This window comes from Paenibacillus sp. FSL R7-0331 (assembly GCF_000758645.1).
Taxonomy (GTDB): Bacteria; Bacillota; Bacilli; order Paenibacillales; family Paenibacillaceae; genus Paenibacillus_AQ; species Paenibacillus_AQ camerounensis.
The window spans coordinates 6,656,746-6,675,329 of the sequence record NZ_CP009284.1; the positions used below are offsets into that span (position 1 = coordinate 6,656,746).

An 18,584-nucleotide genomic window follows, 5' to 3' on the forward strand; every position below is an offset into this window, starting at 1 on the left:
ATACCATATTTGTTATGAACAATAATCAGATTCTTTTATTTGTCAAAATTGCTGAGACTGGCAGCTTCACCAAAGCCGGACTGGAGCTGAACATGACCCAGCCGGCGGTCAGCCGGGCCATTTCCGCCCTGGAGGCCGAGCTTGACGTCAAGCTGCTGCTGCGTGACCGCCGCAGCGGGCTAATGCTTACCGAGGTGGGCAAGCGTGTACTGATTATTTTCCGGGAAATTCTTGGCGGGTTCAACAAAGTAGAGCAGGAGGTCTCAGCAGAAAAGGGGCTGGAGAAGGGCCTTATCAGGATCGGCGCCTTTCCGGTTGCTGCTGCTTACTTTGTACCAAAGATCATCCGTTCCATTACGGACAGGTATCCCGGTATAGACATTTCTGTCCATGAAGGCTCGGTAGCCGAGGTGAAGGAGTGGCTGGAGACCCGCCAGATTGATGCCGGACTGATTATTCCGCCACTGGAGGAGCTTGAGACGATTCCGCTGTTCCGGGAGAAGCTCTATGCCGTGCTGCCTGAAGGCCATCCCCTGGGTCACAGCAGCATTGTCCATGTAAAGGATCTGGAGCAGGAGCCGATGATGATCTGCCGGGCCGGCTATGAGCCCCCGGTGATTGATTTGTTCAGGCGTGCCGACAGCGAGCTCAACGTAAAGTACGTGGTGAACAGCTACAGTACGGCGCTGAACATGATCAAGGAGGGGCTGGCTGTCGGTGTGCTCTCGGAGCTGTCACTGCTTGCACCACCCGGAAATGTGATCATCCGTGAGCTCTCTCCGGATGCCCACCGCGATGTGCACATTGCCGTCCATTCACTGGAGGAGGCTTCGATTGCCGTCAGGCTGCTGATTGATACTGCCTTGAAGCTGTTTGCGGAAGACGGCGGGCTGAATCCGTTAATAAACCATTCAGAGGAGTGACTGTCATGAAATTCAACCGTTTGGGCGACAGCGGGCTGCAGGTATCCGCCCTCGGCCTTGGAACCAATGCATTCGGCAAGCGGGCCGATGAAAAAACTTCAATCGGGATTATCCATACTGCCCTGGATCAGGGCATCAGCTTCATAGACACTGCCAATATTTATGCCGGGACCGAGTCAGAGCGGATTATCGGACTGGCCCTGGAAGGCAGACGGCAGGATGCGGTGCTGGCCACCAAGGCAGGATTGCCGCGGGCTGACGGAAGCCGCGGCTCCTCGCGCCGGCATCTGATGACGGAGCTGGAAGGCAGCCTTCGCCGCTTGAAGACGGATCATGTGGATCTGTACCAGATTCACACCTTCGATCCTTATACTCCGCTTGATGAGACACTGCGCACGCTTGATGATATGGTCTCCTCAGGTAAGGTCCGCTATATCGGCGCTTCCAACTATGCTGCCTGGGAGCTGATGAAGGCGCTCGGAATCAGCGAGGCGCGGGGCTATATGAAGTACACCTCGATCCAGTGCAGCTATTCGCTGGCTGACCGCACACCGGAGAACGAGCTGCTGCCGCTCTGTCTGGACCAGGGACTGGGCATCATCCCGTATTTCCCGCTTGCCGGCGGAATTCTGACCGGTAAATACAGCGGCGGGGCTCCGGCCGGTTCGCGCGCAGAGACCGATCCGAACTTCAGCCGTTTCCTCACTCCCGAGCGGATCGGGCTGGGCAATGAGATTAGCCGGATAGCTGACGAGCTCGGCACCTCCCCTACTGCCCTGTCCCTAGCCTGGATGATGCACCAGCCGGCTGTATCCACAGTCATTGTAGGCGCCACGCGGCCGGAGCAGGTTGAGCAGAATTTGCACAGCGCCGCTTTGGGGCTGGACAAGCAGATACTGGAGCGTCTGGACGAAGCCAGCCGTCCGTTCCGCAGCGGCGAGCCATTTGCATTCTACCGTCTGCCGTAAGAGCAGACACCAAAAAAGCCTATAGCTCCGCTCCGCCGGATTCCGGCCGGGGCTGCTATAGGCTTTTATATATAATTACACTATGAATTATACAACGGCCATGAACCGCTCCATATCCTCCTGAACCGTTGTAATACCGCCGATACCGAAGTTGTCGACCAGCACCTTAGCCACGTTAGGCGACAGGAAGGCCGGCAGTGTAGGTCCGAGATGGATGTTCTTCACACCCAGATGCAGCAGGGCCAGCAGCACGATTACCGCCTTTTGCTCATACCAGGCAATGTTGTAGGCAATCGGCAGGTCGTTGATATCATCCAGGCCGAATACTTCCTTCAGCTTGAGGGCGATAACCACAAGGGAATAGGAGTCATTGCACTGGCCGGCGTCGAGCACACGCGGAATTCCGCCGATCGCGCCGAGATCAAGCTTGTTATATTTATACTTCGCACAGCCTGCAGTAAGAATAACGGTATCTCGCGGCAGCTCGGAAGCAAAGTCTGTGTAGTAATTACGGCTCTTCATCCGCCCGTCACAGCCTGCCATGACGAAGAACTGCTTGATCGCCCCGGTCTGCACCGCTTCAACCACCTGATCCGCCACATTCATCACCGCAGCATGAGCAAAGCCGCCGACAATCTCGCCGGTTTCAATCTCTGTCGGAGCAGTACAGCCCTTGGCCTGGGCGATAATCGCCGAGAAGTCCTTCTTGCCGTCTTCACCGGAAGGTACATGCTGTACACCCGGGAAGCCGGTATTGCCTGTCGTATACAGACGGTCTTTATAGCTGTCCTTAGGCGGTACGATGCAGTTCGTAGTCATCAGAATCGGACCATTGAAGCTGGCGAATTCCTCGTTCTGCTTCCACCAGGCGTTGCCGTAGTTGCCGACAAAATGGCTGTACTTCTTGAAAGCCGGATAATAGTGGGCCGGCAGCATTTCGCTGTGTGTATACACGTCCACCCCGGTGCCTTCTGTCTGCTTCAGCAGCTCCTCCATATCCTTCAGGTCATGCCCGCTGATCAGGATTCCCGGATTACGGCCTACGCCAATGTTAACCTTGGTAATTTCAGGATTGCCGTATGTGGTTGTATTGGCCTGATCAAGCAGAGCCATGACATCCACACCGAATTTGCCGCATTCCAGAACCAGGGCTGTAAGCTCACCTGCACTCAGACTGTCATCCAGTGTCGCGGCCAGGCCTTTTTCCATAAAAGCATGCGAGCCGGCATCACCGAAGCCCAGCACTGCTGCATGCTCCATATAAGCCGCCATCCCCTTCAGCCCGTAAGTCAGCAGCTCCCGCAGGGATCGTACATCTTCATTTTCCGTTGCCAAAACACCTACCGTCTCCGACTTGGCAATCAGCTCTTCATCGGTTTCAGCGTTCCATACTGCCGCATCATGATCAGCAAACTCCGCTGCCGCCCCGGCCTGCTTCAGCCGGCTGCTCCACTGGTCACGCAATTGAAGCCCCGTCCGTACTCTGGATGTAAAGGCTTCGGGTACAAAATTCGCATTCGTTATTGTTGCAAACAGGCTCTCTATAATGAATTTATCGGTAACGGAGTCGGTCATGCCAAGCTCCCGGCCTTTGCGTGCGAAGATGGAGATTCCTTTAAGCGTATAAATCAGCAGGTCCTGAAGATTGGCTACCTCACTGGTCTTGCCGCACACCCCCTGAATGGTACAACCTGTTCCTTTCGCCGCTTCCTGACATTGAAAACAAAACATGCTGCTCACTTGGCGTTCACTCCTCAATATTAGTATTGTCTCGCTGGCAGGGCACCGTTCGTCCCGCCTTTACAGTTACTGAATATTGTAGTAGACTTTCGCCATACAATCGGTAACGGATGTTACCGATTAAATTTAAATGTGGAGGAAGCCAATGACACCTGATACTGCCGTCCTGCAGTCCTGTCTGCTGTTCCGGGGCAAGTCCGCGGAAGAATTGGAGCTCCTCCTGCACAAAATGATCTATACGGTAGCTTCCTACCAGAAAAATATGCTGATCTTCTCTGAAGGGGATACTGCAGACCGGATCGGCATTATCCTCTCGGGGAGGGTGGAGGTACAGAAAACCCATCCAACCGGCAGCGGTGTGACCATTGCACATCTGAGTGCGGGACAGACCATTGGTGAAGCCGTGCTGTTCCGCAAGGAGAATCTCGTTCCGGCCACCGTCACGGCTACCGGCCCCTGCCTGGTCATGTTTATCAGCAAGCAGGAGCTGCTGAGGCTCTTCTCTGCCGATACGGACATCCTAACCCGTTTTATTGAAAATCTGTCCGAACGGCTGGTGCTCGTTAACCGCAAAATCGAAATGCTGTCCGCAGGTCCCTTGCGGCGGCGGATGATTCATTTTCTGCTGGAGCAGGCGGTGCAGCAGGGCTCGGACCTGATCCGCCTGCCGTTCAGCCGCAAGGAGTGGGCCGAGCATCTGAACACAGCCCGGCCGTCGCTCTCCCGCGAAATGGGGTATCTGCGCGATACAGGCTGGATACAGTTCAAAGGCAGCCGCATTACACTGCTGGACCGCAAGGCGATGCATGACTATATCCGTACTGACAGCCAGGCTGCCGGCCAGGATAAATAACCGTTTGATATGCGTATAGAGGGATACACCATGCCTGAAGGACGCTATCCGCAGGCATGAGCCGCGAATGATTGAAGCGCTGCGCAAGGATCTCCACAAGAGCGAATGTGAACAAGAAAGCGGGGGAAGTAGAGGAATGGAACGCAAGCAGGTATTTACAGGCTCACCCTGGGAATCATCCGTCGGCTACTGCCGGGCGCTAAGAATCGGGGACCGGATTGAGGTAGCCGGCACAACCGCTATGCAGAACGGGGAGGTTGTCTTTGCAGGCAATCCGTATGAACAGGCCAAATTCATTCTGCAGACGATTGAACAGGCGCTGAAAGATCTTGGCTCCGGCATGAATCACGTAGTCCGGACAAGAATGTATGTTACAGACATCTCACAATGGGAGGAATACGGCAGGGCACACGGCGAATTTTTCCGTGATATTCAGCCGGTTGCCACCATGGTTGAGGTTAAGGCGCTGATTGATCCGCAGCTGCTGATCGAGATTGAAGCAGAGGCGGTTATCCCGCAATCCCTGTAGAGCCGTCTCCTTAAGCAGCGCTCTGAACTATATGTAAGCACACAAGGCTGCCGTCTCTGTACAAGAGCCGGCAGCCTTGCTGTCTAATCTAATGAAGTTAGCCCGCCCGTCTCTCCTTCACCCATTCTGCCACATCCTGCTGCGGGATCGGCTTGCTGATGAAGTAGCCCTGGATCTTGTCACAGCGGGTCCGCTCCAGAAAAGCGAGCTGTTCCGGCGTCTCCACCCCTTCAGCGGTGACGCCCAGCCCCATATCGTGCCCGATAGTGACAATCGAACGGGCCAGCGACATGTTGTTAGGGGTATCAATGCTGTCGATGAACGATTTGTCGATTTTGAGTGTTGTAATCGGCAGCTGCTTCAGATAGCTGAGGGAGGAATAGCCTGTCCCGAAATCATCCAAGGCGATGCCGATTCCCTTTGCCTTCAATGCCTCCAGCTTCGAGCTGATCTTCTCGAAAGACTCCATGAAAATCGACTCCGTAATCTCCAGCTCCAGGTATTCCGGCGGCAGTCCGGTCTCCTGCAGAATATCCAGCACCATATCCGTGAAATCCTCCAGCATCAGCTGAATTACAGAAATATTTACGGAGATATGATAGCTTCCGCGACTCTTTGCATTCAAGTCTTTAATGAACCGGCAGGCCGTCCGGAGCACCCATTCACCGATCGGGACAATCAGCCGGCAGTCCTCGGCAATTTTGATGAATGACAGCGGTGATACAAAGCCAAGCACCGGACTGTTCCAGCGGATCAGCGCCTCAAAACCCCAGATCTCGCCGGAAGCCGTGTCTACCAGCGGCTGATAATGCAGCGACAGCTCCTGATTGGAGATCGCGCTGCGCAGATGTGTTTCGATGACCATCCGCTCGTCGAAATGCTGCTGCATATCCCGCCCGTAGACGACATAGGTTCCTTTTCCCGCTTCCTTTGCCTTATACATCGCTATATCGGCGTTCTTCAGCAGCTCTTCCGCATTCCCCCCGTTCTCGGGATATTGGGCGATCCCGATACTGGTAGAGATATGGACGATGCTGGCCTGCAGCTCGAACGGTTCCTTGAAGCCCTGTACCAGGGATTCAGCATAGGCAATAACTTCACTGAAGCCTCTGTTATCCCGGAACAGGATAACGAATTCATCTCCGCCGAACCGGAAATGCCTGCTGCGGCCATCCCCCAGCTTCAGCAGCCGTTCGCCTACTTTTACAAGCAGCTCGTCGCCAAAGGTATGCCCCAGTGTATCATTAATGTATTTAAAATTATCTATATCGAGAAAAAACAGGGCCGCGTGCCCGCCCGCATGCTCTTTAATGAACTGCTCCAGTGCTTCTGCCAGCGACAGGCGGTTCGGGAGACCGCTAAGCACATCATTATAGGCCAGCAGCCGGTACTTCTCCTCACTGTTCTGCAGCAGCGACTGGTTCTCCACCACCTTGTTATACTGCTCCAGCAGCTCATCCTGCAGCGCAGTAAGCTCCTCATAGGTGGATTCCAGCTCCTGATAACTCATCTGCAGCTTGCTCTCATAGCCCTTGCGGTCCGTCACATCAACCATGGAGCCGGCAAACCGGACAAAGCCGCCGCCGGAACTCCGCAGAACCTTGCCCCGGGCCTGGAACCATTTGTACTCCCCTGATTTGCTCCGAATCCTGAATTCACTATAGTAATAGGAGGTGCGGCCTTCCAGATGATTAGCGCGCTGGCGGCTCTCCTCACCGGCATCCTCAGGGTGGATCAGCTCCATCCATCCGCCTTGGGCCTCGTTCACTTCATCCCGTTCGTATCCAAGCAGCTCATACCAGCTGTCCGAGAAGTAATAGGTCATACTCGACATATCGACATCCCAGATTACCGCATCTGAGCCGTAGGTCGCCACCGCGAAGCGCTCATTGCTTTTCTCCAGATTGCTGCGGATCTTCTTCACAAGCTGTACATAGAACAGCAGGATCAGAATAAAGGACACCAGCACAGCAAATGCCGAAATAATACTCAGCACAAGCACCTTATACGTTTCGTAAAAAGAAAACGGCGTATTAATAACCTCGCTGCCCTCCGGCAGTTTTTTGACAGAGACTCCGAATCTTTGCAGTTCATTGTAATCAAAAACATCGCGGACACTGCTGTTATCAACAACCGGAATATCATCCGCCTTTTCACCTTCCAGAATTCTTACAGCCAGTCCGGCTGCTGTCTGCCCCTGGATCATGCCGCTGATCAGGCTTCCGCCGAAGGCGCCGTGATTCAGGCCGAAATCATAGATATGGTATACCGGGACACTGCTGCTCTCACCCAGCTCGCCGGAAAAACGGTCAAACTCAACTGTACGCCCTGTCGAATCGCTGTAGTATGTAGTCATAAGCACAATACTGTCAGATGAAAGATCCGACACCTGATCGAGAATTTCCTGTTTGGAGAGGCGGTTCATAGGATGCAGCTGCAGCGCGGGGTTCAGTGCCGAAAGCTGATCCTTGACCATTGTTCCGGTGGACAGGCCGCTTTCCGTATTATCATATAAGATGTAGACATTTTTAATAAAAGGATTAATCTCCTGCGCCATCTGGATCGTTTTGAGGGGATTGATTTTTTCAATGACACCGGTAATATTGCCGGGATCGCCCAGACTCTCCACCCCCAGCTCATTAATGCCGCTGAAGATGATCGGCGCATTGTCCAGAATCTCCCCGCGGTACTTCAGCGCGAAGCTCAGCGCAGCATCATCCGTAGTCATAACCGCATCAATATGAACGGACTGATACTTCAGCTTGATGGTCTGATAGAAGTGCTTGAGATTGTCTTCGCCGGGGTAACGCTTCCAGTCCATATACTCACTGTAGATCAGCGGTTGTCCGGGTGCACTCTTAAGCGTCTGCTCAATCCCGGCTCCCTGCTCGTCCGTCCAGGCGAACCCTTTGTGATAGGAATGCAGCACCAGCACATTGGGCGGCGGCAGCTCTTCTGCACTTGCCGGTGCAGGCTGGCTGAACACTCCGCAGAGCAAAAACAGCAGCACGAGCCATTTAAATACCTTGAGATTGATATGTCTTACGTCCATGTTTACACTCCCATTCATCCATCTCAAAGTTAAAAAACGGAAGGCTTCGACAATAACTCATTCGGGTAAACCCCTTCCCCCATCCTCTTTCATTCGGGAAAATGTTAAATGCCGCTCAGTTCGGGACATGCTGCTTATGTATAGGCTTATGGGAGTGAATCAATTGTGCGGTAACGGTGAGTTTCTTGTATTTAATTATAGGGTGAAACACTAATTTTTGAAATAAAGAATAGCGTAAATAGCCAGATATATATAACCAGAATACATCCAATAAACGGGATGATCGGCAGACTGCCAATAATAGGAATAAACAGTGCAGTAAAGCGCCCCGTAAATAGACACCAGCCCCGGCAGCACGATAAAATGAAGCTGCTAAGAACCGCTCAGACAGGAGGCTTACCATGCCGACAATTAAAGACGTTGCACTAAAAGCAGGCGTCTCGGTCACCACCGTCTCCCGGGTGCTGAACAACAGGGGATATTTAAGCGAGGAACTGAAGAAAAAGGTACTTCAGGCCATGGACGAGCTGAATTACCGCCCCAATGAGCTGGCCCGCTCACTCAGCCGTTCCAGGTCCAATATTATCGGACTGATTATCCCCAGCGTGGCACACCCTTTTTTCGGGGAGCTTACCGGCTATATTGAGGAGCATGCCTATCATAGCGGCTGCAAGCTGCTGCTATGCAACTCACAGCAGGATAAGCAGAAGGAGCTGGAGTATATCGATATGCTGCGCGCCAGCCGGGTGGACGGGATCATTATGGGCAGCCACACGCTGGAGGTAGAGGCCTATCAGCAGATGAATCTGCCTCTGGTCAGCTTTGACCGGCAGATTTCGCCCGCTATCCCTTACGTCTGCTCCGATAACTATCAGGGCGGCGTGCTGGCAACCCGGCTCTTGATTGAAAAGGGCTGCCGGCAGCTGGCCCATATCGGCGGACATCCCGGACTGAACATTTTGTCCGGTCTCCGCTTTGAGGCGTTTGCCGCTACGGCGCAGGCGCAGCATATCCCGTATGCCCTGCTGCATACGGATGACAACAGCTTCGATGTCGAGGCCTACGAGCGGCTGCTCGCGCAGCTGTTCCGCGAGCAGCCCGGCACGGACGGCATCTTTGCCGGCAGCGATATCATCGCCGCCTATGCGCTCAAGGCCTGCCGGGAGCATGGCCGGCGGGTGCCGGAGGATGTGCGGATAGTCGGCTATGACGGCATCGCCCTGCGCAGCATGCTCGGGCCTGCGCTCAGCACCATCCGCCAGCCGATCGAAGCTATGGGCAAGCTGGCCGTCGATCTGATCCTCCGCCAGGTGCACGGCGCTCCGGTCTCGGCACAATACGTGCTTCCGGTCGAGCTGGAGACAGGAGAGACGACCTGAGGGACAAGTGGAGCCCGGGTTAGGTGTTGTTGGCGGCGGGGCGGTGGCGACGGGCTTGATGGCCGCGGGACGTGATGGCGGCGGGCGTGATGGACGCTGGACGTGTTGGCAGCGGACGTGTTGGCGGCGGGCGTGTTGGCGGCGGACGTGTTGGCGGCGGGCGTGTTGGACGCGGGACGTGATGGATGCGGGCGTGATGGCGGCGGGCGTGATGGACGCGGGACGTGATGGCGGCGGACGTGTTGGCGGCGGGCGTGTTGGACGCGGGACGTGATGGATGCGGGCGTGATGGCGGCGGGCGTGTTGGACGCGGGACGTGTTGGCGGCGGACGTGTTGGCGGCGGGCGTGTTGGCGGCGGGCGTGATGGCGGCGGACGTGTTGGCGGCGGACGTGTTGGCGGCGGGCGTGTTGGCGGCGGGCGTGTTGGCCGCGGGACGTTGGTAACTGAGGGGTGTTGGTGGTGGCGGGGCTTCGATGATGGCAGGGCAGATATGTTGCTGATAATGCCCGTTATCGATCAAATGCTATGCTTGAATGGGCCGCGTATCCGTTCCAGCAGCTCACGGGAACGGCACTTTAGAGCAGAAGTAACCGAGTATTAGACACGTTGCTATTTATTTCGACAGCATACGATCTTTAGTCGTACACCAGGCAACCACTCCTAATAATTAGGAGTGGTTGCCTTAATAGCTGTGCTTTTAAATTTCTCCGCGATATGTCCACCGACGCCTACACTTTAGTTAAAATGATAATCTCGCCGGGCAATTAAGTGGATTTTCGCAACCTAATTGTCCAGACTTCCCCAAGATTTAACGATTAAATGGAAAATGTCCAACTAATACCTAACATCCCCTTATCAAAAGGGAATTGGCGTCAAAATAAATGGCGAAAATCCAACTAAACCTGATATACGCCCGGAAATGCCGGTTTTAGGTGGCGAATTTCCATCTAAATTCCGGACGGGCGGGGCGTTGGCGGTGCTTCCGCAGTATTACAGAAGAATAGAGCCAGCCGTTCCCATTATAAATCCCTACCAATCAGACTCCGGCACTGGCAGCTATTTCAAGGTCCAACACTCGTATAATTAATCCGGCAGAAAACAAGAAATCCCTCTGCACCCACTCTAGCAGGTAAAAAGGGATTCTTAGCTATACACTATATAAGCTGGACTTTATAGATATGGGATTGCCCGCGACACCAGCGCAGACCGGGGCTTTCGGTACCACTTTCTGCAGATTTCCCTGCTTGCGACTACAGTTAGCAGTTAAAATCTGCGGACAGCCCATGCTTCCGCAGCGAGGTTGTCGGCAAAAAGCTTGCAGGCGGATGCTACTGTTCCCGGAGTCCCCATAAAGCTACACCTCGCTTCTCTTGCTCTCTTGCTCTTGCTCTCTTACCTTCTTACTCTCTTGCTATCCTGCTCCCTTACTCTATTACTCCTTTAATCATCCCTTACTTCCTTACTTCCTTACTTCCTTGCTTTCTTACTCTTACTCTTGCTCTCTTACTCTCTTACTCTCTTACTCTCTTACTCTCTTACTCTCTTACTCTCTTACTCTCTTACTCTCTTACTCTCTTACTCTCTTACTCTCTTACTCTCTTACTCTCTTGCTCTCTTACCTTCTTACCTTCTTACCTTCTTACCTTCTTACCTTCTTACCTTCTTACCTTCTTACCTTCTTACCTTCTCAATCCCTTACGCACTCACTCACTCACTCACTCACTCTCTTTTCCTCCACTCTCCCTCTAAGCTTTACCCGTTCAACTTAAACAGGGTGTACTATTACTATTACTATTACTATTACTATTACTGTCACTGTTACTGTTACTGTTACTGTTACTGTTACTGTTACTGTTACTGTTACTGTTACTGCTGCTGCTGCACTCTTTCTCTTTCTCTTTCTCTTTCTCTTTCTCTTTCTCTTTCTCTTTCTCTTTCTCTTTCTATCACTGTCACTGTTTCTGTTACCGCTACTCAATACCGTACTGCAATGAGTTCCACCTGCTATTTCCTCCTGGCCTTCCCTCCGAACAGCTCCAGCAGCTTCTCTGCTGTCAGCTCTGCGGTGGAAGGCAGCAGCAGATCAGCTGCGGCAAGCTGCTCCCGGCAGCCGATGCCGACGGCCAGCATGCCGGCGGATTTGATGGAGGCGATGCCTGCCGCCGCAGCCTCTATGCCGATGCAGCCCTGCGGCGGGACTCCAAGCAGCTCTGCTGCGGTGAGGAAAATCTCCGCATCGGGCTTGCCCTTCTGCAGCGCCGCCGGATCGGCGATGGCCTGGAACCGCCGGCCGATACCAAGCCGCTGCAGCAGCAGCGGCGCATTCAGGCTGGCCGAAGCCAGCCCGCAGGCGATGCCCTGCTGCGCAAGGGAATCCAGCAGCTCCGGGATTCCCGGCAGAAGCTCTGCCGGTGTCAGCTGCTCAAGCAATTGCCTGTAGCCGGCATCTTTTTTCTCCGCCAGCGCCAGCCGCTCAGTATGAGTCAGCCTGAGCGGGCTGTCCTCCAGTATAATATCCAGCGCATCCATATGGCTGAGGTCCTTCAGCCGTTCGTTCACCGCCCGGCTGAACGGGATGCCCAGCTCACCGGCCAGCGCCTGCCAGGCCTGATAATGAAGCCCGGCGGTATCTGTGATAACGCCGTCCAGATCGAAGATCACAGCCTCCAGCTGCCGGGCCAGCGCCAGGCTTACCGGCTGCTGCGGATGCAGCAGCACAGGCTGGCCGCGGTGCCTGATCTGCAGTCCGGTTCCTTCCAGCAGCGTATAAACCGCCGCTTCGCTGCTGATGCAGACGTCGAGCAGTTGGCCGCGGGCGGTAACCTTGAAGCGAAAGCTCTGCCACTGCTCCGGCAGTGCCGGATCAAAGCACAGCATACCGTGAGCCTGACGCAAGCCGCCGAACCCGTTCACAATCGACATCCAGGACCCGGCCATTGCAGCCATATGCAGCCCGTCCTTGGCGTTGCGGTTAATATCATCCAGATCCATCCGCACCGTACGGTCGAAGTAGCCGTAAGCCCCAGCCAGGTCGCCGATCTCAGCCGAAATTATACTGTGTATGCAGGGCGATAAGGAAGAATCGTGAGTTGTGAGCGGCTCATAGTACTGATAGTTGCGGATTTTATCGACCTGACGGAACTTGTCTCCAAGCAGGAACATGGCCATGACGAGATCCGCCTGCTTCAGTACCTGATGGCGGTAGATCACCAGCGGATGAAAATGCAGCAGCAGCGGGTATTTATCTGCTGGTGTATGCTCAAAATCCCATTTCCGCTTACTCAGGAAGGTATCATCCTGAGCATAGATGCCCAGCTCCTCATCAAACGGGATGAACATCCGGTCGGCGGCTTTCTTCCACAATTCCGCCTCTCCGTCAGTCAGACCGATAGCCAGGCGGAGCCGCTCGTAATCCGCCGGATACTCCTGCTGGAGCAGAAGGACTGTCTCATAAGCATAACTGAGCTGATCCTGGACCAGCAGATTTGTATAGGTATTATTGTTAACAATCGCCGTATACTCATCCGGTCCCGTGATTCCGTTAATACAAAAGGCTCCGCCGCGTGCCGGATTAAAGTACCCCAGGTCTGCCCAGAAGCGCGAGGTTTCGAACAGGATTTCTGCCCCCTGGCTGACCAGGAACTCCAGATCCCCTGTTGCCTGTACATACTGCTTAATTCCGTAGGCAATATCGGCATTTATATGCGCCTGGGCCGTACCCGCCGGGAAATAAGCCGAGTTCTCGCTTCCGTCAATGGTGCGCCATGGATACAGCGCTCCTTTCTGAGACAGCAGCCCGGCCTGCTCCCGGGCCTTATCCAGCGTGGCATAGCGGAATTCCAGCAGCTTCCGGGCAATCTCCGGCTGGGTGTAGGTGAAGAACGGCAGCATGTACATTTCCGTATCCCAGAAATAATGCCCCTCGTACCCCTCGCCGGTTAGCCCTTTGGCAGCAATGTTGGTAACCCCGTCCCGGCCGGTGGACTGCAGCAGCTGAAACAGATTGAAGCGGATACCCTGCTGGAGTGCCGGATCATCCTTGATCTCTACATCGGTATGTGCCCAGAACCGGTCAAGATACGCGCGCTGCTCATCCGCAAGTCCGTTGAATCCGCAGCCTTCTGCCATCTTCAGCACATCGGCACTCCGGTCCCGCAGCTCCGCTTCATCATAATCCTTCGAGGTGTGATACGTTATATATTTGGTCAATATAACGGTTTCCCTGCACTGCACCTCGGCCGCATAGCCGGCCGAGATGCGCTGGCCGCCCAGCTGCAGCTGCAGCCCGCGGCCAGACGCCGCCTGCAGCCTGTGGCTTGCAGCCGTCATCAGCGCAAACCGCGTGTGCCGCGTCCGTTGCCGCAGCCACAACATCCCAGCGGCCTCATCATAGCCGCTGTCCTCCAGCAGCAGGCTCGGCTCGGCGCCGCCGGAGCCGAGCCGAGGATCAGCGCTGGCCAGAGGCCGGCGGATCTCCCCGTCCAGCGCCGAGACAAACTGCAGCGTGCCGGCGAAGTTCAGCGCCGTCACGGCGTAATCAACCGCGGCCAGATGCTTGTGCCGCAGCGAGACCATCCGCCGGATCGCGAGCTTCACCCGCTGCCCGGCGGGCGACTCCCATTCCACCTCGCGGTACAGCAGGCCGGTCTGCATATCCAGCCACCGCCGGAAGCGGTGCACCCTCCCGCTGTCCAGCCGGAAGGCATGCCCTTCAATCTCCAGACCTATAATCCGTGCGTCGGTCACATTCAGCATCGACTGGTTCACTTCAGGCAGCCCGTAGGCGCCCTCCGGATATACAATCGGCTCCGAGTCGTAGAATCCGTTCAGATAATTGCCGGCCACTGTGGTGCCGGCCGTTCCGTGATAGCCCTCCTCGAAGTTGCCGCGCATCCCGATATAGCCGTTGCCGAGCGCGAACACGCTCTCGCTGCGCTGATTAAACTCCTCCTCATAAGAATCCTCGCCCAGGCTCCATTCCCGGTACGGGTACAGTGCAGGCGGATGCTCATACGGCTTCATCTTCATGACAGTCCTTCTCCTCCATTCGCTGTTAGCCTTTCACGGAGCCGCCCATCAGCCCTCTGACAAAATACTTCTGCAGCAGGAAGAAAATCGCCAGCGGCATCAGCATTGAGATAAAGGCGGCCGAAGTCAGCAGATGCCAGTCGTTGCCGCGCGAGCCGACCAGATCGGCGATTTTCATCGACATGACCTGCACCGACGGCTGGTTGCCGATAAAGATCAGCGACACCAGATAATCGTTCCACACCCAGAGGAACTGGAAAATACCGATAGAAGCCAGTGCCGGCACGGACAGCGGCAGAATCAGCCTGCTGAAGATGGTAAAATGGCTGGCACCGTCAATAAACGCCGACTCGAACAGATCCTTGGGCAGCTGGCTGATAAAGTTGTACATGAAATACGTAACCAGCGGCAGGCCGAAGGCGGTATGCGCCAGCCAGATTCCGAGATAGCTGCCGTTCAGCCCCAGCGCCGTGTAATCCTTCAGTACGGGAATCAGGGCGACCTGGATCGGAATGACCAGCATCGCAATAATGATGACGAACAGCGTTTTGCGGCCCGGAAACCGCAGCCAGGCGAATGCATATGCGGCAAAAGAGGCAATCAGCACCGGAATAACGGTAGCCGGCACAGCAATCGTCAGCGTATTCCAGAAAGCCTGGGATAAGCCTGTACCCTTTTGCGTTGTCTCACTGCCGTCGGCTTCCTTGAGCTTATACTCCTTGCCGGACAGGACATTATTGTAATTATCAAGGGTCAGCTCAGGGGTCGTCTTCCAGCCCTGCTCCTGCACGTTCACCGTGCGTGCTCTGCGGTTCTCCCAGATCAGGCGGCTGTCATCTGCCTTCACGCCCGCTTTTAGCTCATCATCGCTGTAGGTCTTGCCGTTTACCTCAATGGGAGCGCGCAGGTCTACATCCTTGGACAGCTGCAGCGTCTCGCCGGCAGTCCATTCCTGATGGGGAAATACCTTCCACCAGCCGGTCTGCAGAATATCCGCCGCCGGGCGGAAGGAAGAGATAAACAGCCCCAGTGTCGGAAGCAGCCAGAGGAAGCAGATCACGCCAAGGACGATATTAACGAGCGTTTTACCGCCTTTTCTTTTCTTTTTGCCGACCATTTAGAATCCCCCCTGCTTTCGGAACTGGCGTAAATTAATCAGAATAACAGGCAGTACTGCGATCAGGAGCACAATGGCCAGCGTCGAGCCGTACCCGAAATTCCGGTACATAAAGAACTGCCGGTAGAACTGTGTCGCAACAACCTCTGTATCGTATTGACCTCCCGTCATCACCATGACGACGTCAAATATTTTCAAGGTAAAGACAATAATGGTAGTGGTAACTGTAAGAATCGTTGCAGATATGAACGGTATCATAATGCCGAAGAAAATCTTGATCTCACCGGCACCGTCAACGCGTGCGGCCTCCAGAATATCATCGGGAACCCCCTTGATCGCCGCCGAGAAAATAACCATCGCAAACCCCGTCTGCATCCAGATCAGGATGAGAATGAGGAAAAAGTTGTTCCAGGGCTGCAGCATACTCGTCCACGCCTGCGGTTCGCCGCCAAAAAAGGTGACCATCGCATTCAGCAGTCCAATCTGCTCATCGCCCGGCTGATAATAATAGACAAACTTCCAGATAACGCCTGCGGCCACGAAGGAAATAGCCATAGGCATAAAAATGATGGATTTGGCGATTTTTTCGTAGCTGCTGCGGTCGGCCAGAATGGCAATAAGCAGCCCCAGGCACACACAGGCCAGCGTTCCGACGAATACCCACAGCAGGTTATTGCGCAGCGCGGTAGCCATCAGCCGGTCACTGAAGATGGCAGCGTAATTGCCAAAGCCGACAAACTTTTCCGAGGAGGCATTAAAAAAGCTCAGGTACAGCGTCCGCAGCGCAGGCAGAATCAGCAGCCAGCCAAGAATCAGCACCGCCGGTCCGACGAAAATAAACGGCAGCACCCTCCTGCGGATGTGATCCGGATATTGCTCAGCCGCCCAGGTCAGGGTGTAATAGATCAGATAAACGCCAAGCACGCCCCACAGCACAGCCAGCACAGCAGTAAACAGCGGGTTAAGCGTGGAATCCCGGAAAAAGAGGAAGATCAGCCCGTTCACCACAATGTTAGCCAGCAGCACACCCAGTGATAACAACACTGCCCTGACACTGATTTTTTGCTTGGCCTGCGTACTTGTAACGCCTGGCTTTGCTTTTAATTGTGCATCCATATTAGCTCCTCCTAATAAGAAGAAAAAGAGGCAGGCTGCAATGCGCTGCTGTCTGCCTCTTCATCGTTCATAACATTTCTGCTGTACCTGCCCTAGTTATTCCAGCCCGACTGAATCTGCTCCAGTGCCTGATCCAGTGTAGCTGTGCCGCTCACATAATCCGTCATGCCTTTCCAGAACGTACCTGCACCGACCTTGCCCGGCATGAGGTCGGAGCCGTCAAACCGCAGGGTTGAGGCTTCCTGCACCAGCTGCGCCATCCGGCGGTCAGATTCTGATTGATACCAGTCAAGCGATGCATCATTCATAGGAGCAACCACCCCGCCTGACTGCACCCAGGACTTAATGGATTCACCGGTAGTGAAGAATTCCATAACAGCGCGCACTTCCGGACGGTCGTTGAACATGGCATAGATATCACCTGCTACAAGTACAGGCTTGCCGTACTGCTCATCAATCGGCGGCAGGTAGAACCAGTCATAATCCTCATCCACCTTGGCCGTTTCCGGGAAGAAGCTGGTGATAAAGTTGCCGATCAGGTTGAACCAGGCTTTTGGCGGGTTATCGAACATCGGCTTCGGCGCATCACCAAATGCGGTTGTTACAATGGATTTAGTCCCGCCGTAGACATAGTCCTCGTTAAGCCAAATCTTGGACATGACCTCAATAGCATTTTTTACTTCAGGAGAGGTAAAAGGCAGCTCACCGCTGACCCATTTGTCATAGTTCTCAGGCGATGTTGTACGCAGCATAATATTTTCTACCCAGTCCGTTGCCGGCCAGCCTGTTGCTGCACCACTCTCAATCCCGATAGCCCAGGCGGGATCTCCGTCCTTGGCAATCTGCTCAGTGAGGGCCATCAGCTCATCCCATGTCTGCGGAATTATATAGCCTGCATCGTCAAACTGCTTTTTCGGATACCAGACGAGACTCTTCACATTACTCCGGTTCCAGATACCAGCCATAATTTTGCCGTCTTTGCCATCCATTGTGGACATATCCAGCCAGCTCTGATTGTAATTGCCCTTGAGCTTCTCCTGATCCAGTACACCAGTCAGGTCAACGACCTTACCGGTCTTGGCAATAGAAGCAAGCAGGCCCGGCTGCGGGAAGTCCGCAATATCCGGCGCATTGCCGCCGTCAACACGGATATTTATGGTCGCTTCGAATTCCTTAGAGCCCTCATACTGGATATCAATTCCGGTTTTCTCTTCAAACTCTTTGATGCTGCTCTCAAATTTCACCTGGTCGGCATCCACGAACGGTCCAAACATGGTGACCTTGGTTCCTTTGTATTCGCCCTTCATCGCTAGCTCAAGCGGAGATCCGGGTGCTGCAGAATCTGTATTATTTGTCGTATCTTTGTTGTTATCAGCAGCCGGCGCTTCCGTTGCAGCGGGACTTTTAGTCGGCGCCGCATTATTGCTGTTATTTCCGCCGCAGCCGCTCAGCATCATCGTGAACGATAAACACAGCACCATCGCAAGCGACAGCTTACGTCCTGGAGTTTTCTTCATTTGTACATACATCCCCTTATAATCATATTTAGAGATTGCATTATGCTCCAACTTCCCCGGAATCTTCGTCGTCCGGCTGCTGATCCACCTCCTTGCAAAGGTTTTCAGAACTGTTTGAACTGGTTTAAGGCTTTCTTAAATGAAGTCCGTGCCGGCTGTTCTATTCGCTGCTCTTTGCCCTTTGCAGGGCACCGTATATTCCAGCCATCCAATTGTAACGCTTACATTTCTAGATTAACACAAAATGTATGCGTTTCCAATTATATTCTTTTAGTTCTCGTGTCCTTTTTTTTGTTTTGAAGCAAAAGTATACGCGGTTTGGAGGAAATAAGGAGAAGCTCTCCTTGTGTAACAAGCTCA

Annotated in this window: 13 protein-coding genes; 6 read left to right on the forward strand and 7 right to left on the reverse strand. The window is 54.2% G+C overall.

Going from position 1 to position 18,584, the window contains the following annotated elements; genetic code table 11:
* Window positions 1-14 precede the first annotated feature (14 nt).
* A complete protein-coding gene (locus R70331_RS28990) occupies window positions 15-923 on the forward strand; it encodes a LysR family transcriptional regulator (protein ID WP_042181548.1) in 909 nt (302 codons plus the stop codon).
* Window positions 924-928: 5 nt separating this feature from the next.
* On the forward strand, window positions 929-1,891 hold the full coding sequence (locus tag R70331_RS28995; RefSeq protein ID WP_042181550.1) for an aldo/keto reductase: 963 nt from the start codon (window positions 929-931) through the stop codon (window positions 1,889-1,891).
* 87 nt (window positions 1,892-1,978) lie between these two features.
* Here R70331_RS28995 and hcp read toward each other — a convergent pair whose 3' ends face one another.
* Window positions 1,979-3,622 (reverse strand): hydroxylamine reductase, encoded by a 1,644-nt coding sequence (hcp, locus tag R70331_RS29000; protein ID WP_042183436.1) that lies wholly within the window; start codon window positions 3,620-3,622, stop codon window positions 1,979-1,981.
* A 154-nt stretch (window positions 3,623-3,776) separates the two neighbouring features.
* Here hcp and R70331_RS29005 point away from each other — a divergent pair, with 154 nt between their 5' ends.
* Both R70331_RS29005 and R70331_RS29010 read left to right on the forward strand, forming a co-directional pair.
* Window positions 3,777-4,484, forward strand: coding sequence for a Crp/Fnr family transcriptional regulator (locus tag R70331_RS29005; protein WP_042181552.1), 708 nt, complete (start codon window positions 3,777-3,779; stop codon window positions 4,482-4,484).
* A 136-nt stretch (window positions 4,485-4,620) separates the two neighbouring features.
* Entirely contained in the window at window positions 4,621-5,013 is a 393-nt protein-coding gene (locus R70331_RS29010) for a RidA family protein (protein ID WP_042181554.1), read from the forward strand.
* A 97-nt stretch (window positions 5,014-5,110) separates the two neighbouring features.
* Here R70331_RS29010 and R70331_RS30835 read toward each other — a convergent pair whose 3' ends face one another.
* Window positions 5,111-8,065, reverse strand: a complete 2,955-nt coding sequence (locus tag R70331_RS30835) for an ABC transporter substrate binding protein (RefSeq protein WP_052419264.1) — start codon at window positions 8,063-8,065, stop codon at window positions 5,111-5,113.
* Window positions 8,066-8,466: 401 nt separating this feature from the next.
* On the opposite strand from R70331_RS30835, the gene R70331_RS29025 reads away from it, so the two are divergent.
* Entirely contained in the window at window positions 8,467-9,444 is a 978-nt protein-coding gene (locus R70331_RS29025) for a LacI family DNA-binding transcriptional regulator (RefSeq protein ID WP_042181556.1), read from the forward strand.
* A 288-nt stretch (window positions 9,445-9,732) separates the two neighbouring features.
* Window positions 9,733-10,047, forward strand: a complete 315-nt coding sequence (locus R70331_RS31760) for a hypothetical protein (RefSeq protein WP_052419265.1) — start codon at window positions 9,733-9,735, stop codon at window positions 10,045-10,047.
* A 1,164-nt stretch (window positions 10,048-11,211) separates the two neighbouring features.
* Here R70331_RS31760 and R70331_RS31765 read toward each other — a convergent pair.
* The 5 genes from R70331_RS31765 to R70331_RS29050 form a co-directional block, all read right to left on the reverse strand.
* Entirely contained in the window at window positions 11,212-11,424 is a 213-nt protein-coding gene (locus R70331_RS31765; protein ID WP_156131213.1) for a hypothetical protein, read from the reverse strand.
* Between the two features lie 26 nt (window positions 11,425-11,450).
* On the reverse strand, window positions 11,451-14,474 hold the full coding sequence (pgmB, locus tag R70331_RS29035; protein WP_156131214.1) for a beta-phosphoglucomutase: 3,024 nt from the start codon (window positions 14,472-14,474) through the stop codon (window positions 11,451-11,453).
* Window positions 14,475-14,499: 25 nt separating this feature from the next.
* Window positions 14,500-15,591, reverse strand: a complete 1,092-nt coding sequence (locus tag R70331_RS29040) for a carbohydrate ABC transporter permease (RefSeq protein ID WP_042181560.1) — start codon at window positions 15,589-15,591, stop codon at window positions 14,500-14,502.
* Entirely contained in the window at window positions 15,592-16,707 is a 1,116-nt protein-coding gene (locus tag R70331_RS29045) for a carbohydrate ABC transporter permease (RefSeq protein ID WP_042181561.1), read from the reverse strand. It abuts the gene before it with no gap.
* Between the two features lie 92 nt (window positions 16,708-16,799).
* Window positions 16,800-18,224, reverse strand: coding sequence for an ABC transporter substrate-binding protein (locus R70331_RS29050; RefSeq protein WP_042183445.1), 1,425 nt, complete (start codon window positions 18,222-18,224; stop codon window positions 16,800-16,802).
* Window positions 18,225-18,584: the final 360 nt, after the last annotated feature.

Excerpts from the sequence above, each read along its gene's own strand:
- R70331_RS28990 (WP_042181548.1), top strand. The coding sequence starts at position 15 with ATGAACAATAATCAGATTCTTTTATTTGTCAAAATTGCTGAGACTGGC.
- R70331_RS28995 (WP_042181550.1), top strand. The coding sequence starts at position 929 with ATGAAATTCAACCGTTTGGGCGACAGCGGGCTGCAGGTATCCGCCCTC.
- hcp (WP_042183436.1), bottom strand. The coding sequence starts at position 3,622 with ATGTTTTGTTTTCAATGTCAGGAAGCGGCGAAAGGAACAGGTTGTACC.
- R70331_RS29005 (WP_042181552.1), top strand. The coding sequence starts at position 3,777 with ATGACACCTGATACTGCCGTCCTGCAGTCCTGTCTGCTGTTCCGGGGC.
- R70331_RS29010 (WP_042181554.1), top strand. The coding sequence starts at position 4,621 with ATGGAACGCAAGCAGGTATTTACAGGCTCACCCTGGGAATCATCCGTC.
- R70331_RS30835 (WP_052419264.1), bottom strand. The coding sequence starts at position 8,065 with ATGGACGTAAGACATATCAATCTCAAGGTATTTAAATGGCTCGTGCTG.
- R70331_RS29025 (WP_042181556.1), top strand. The coding sequence starts at position 8,467 with ATGCCGACAATTAAAGACGTTGCACTAAAAGCAGGCGTCTCGGTCACC.
- R70331_RS31760 (WP_052419265.1), top strand. The coding sequence starts at position 9,733 with ATGGCGGCGGGCGTGTTGGACGCGGGACGTGTTGGCGGCGGACGTGTT.
- pgmB (WP_156131214.1), bottom strand. The coding sequence starts at position 14,474 with ATGAAGATGAAGCCGTATGAGCATCCGCCTGCACTGTACCCGTACCGG.
- R70331_RS29040 (WP_042181560.1), bottom strand. The coding sequence starts at position 15,591 with ATGGTCGGCAAAAAGAAAAGAAAAGGCGGTAAAACGCTCGTTAATATC.
- R70331_RS29045 (WP_042181561.1), bottom strand. The coding sequence starts at position 16,707 with ATGGATGCACAATTAAAAGCAAAGCCAGGCGTTACAAGTACGCAGGCC.
- R70331_RS29050 (WP_042183445.1), bottom strand. The coding sequence starts at position 18,224 with ATGAAGAAAACTCCAGGACGTAAGCTGTCGCTTGCGATGGTGCTGTGT.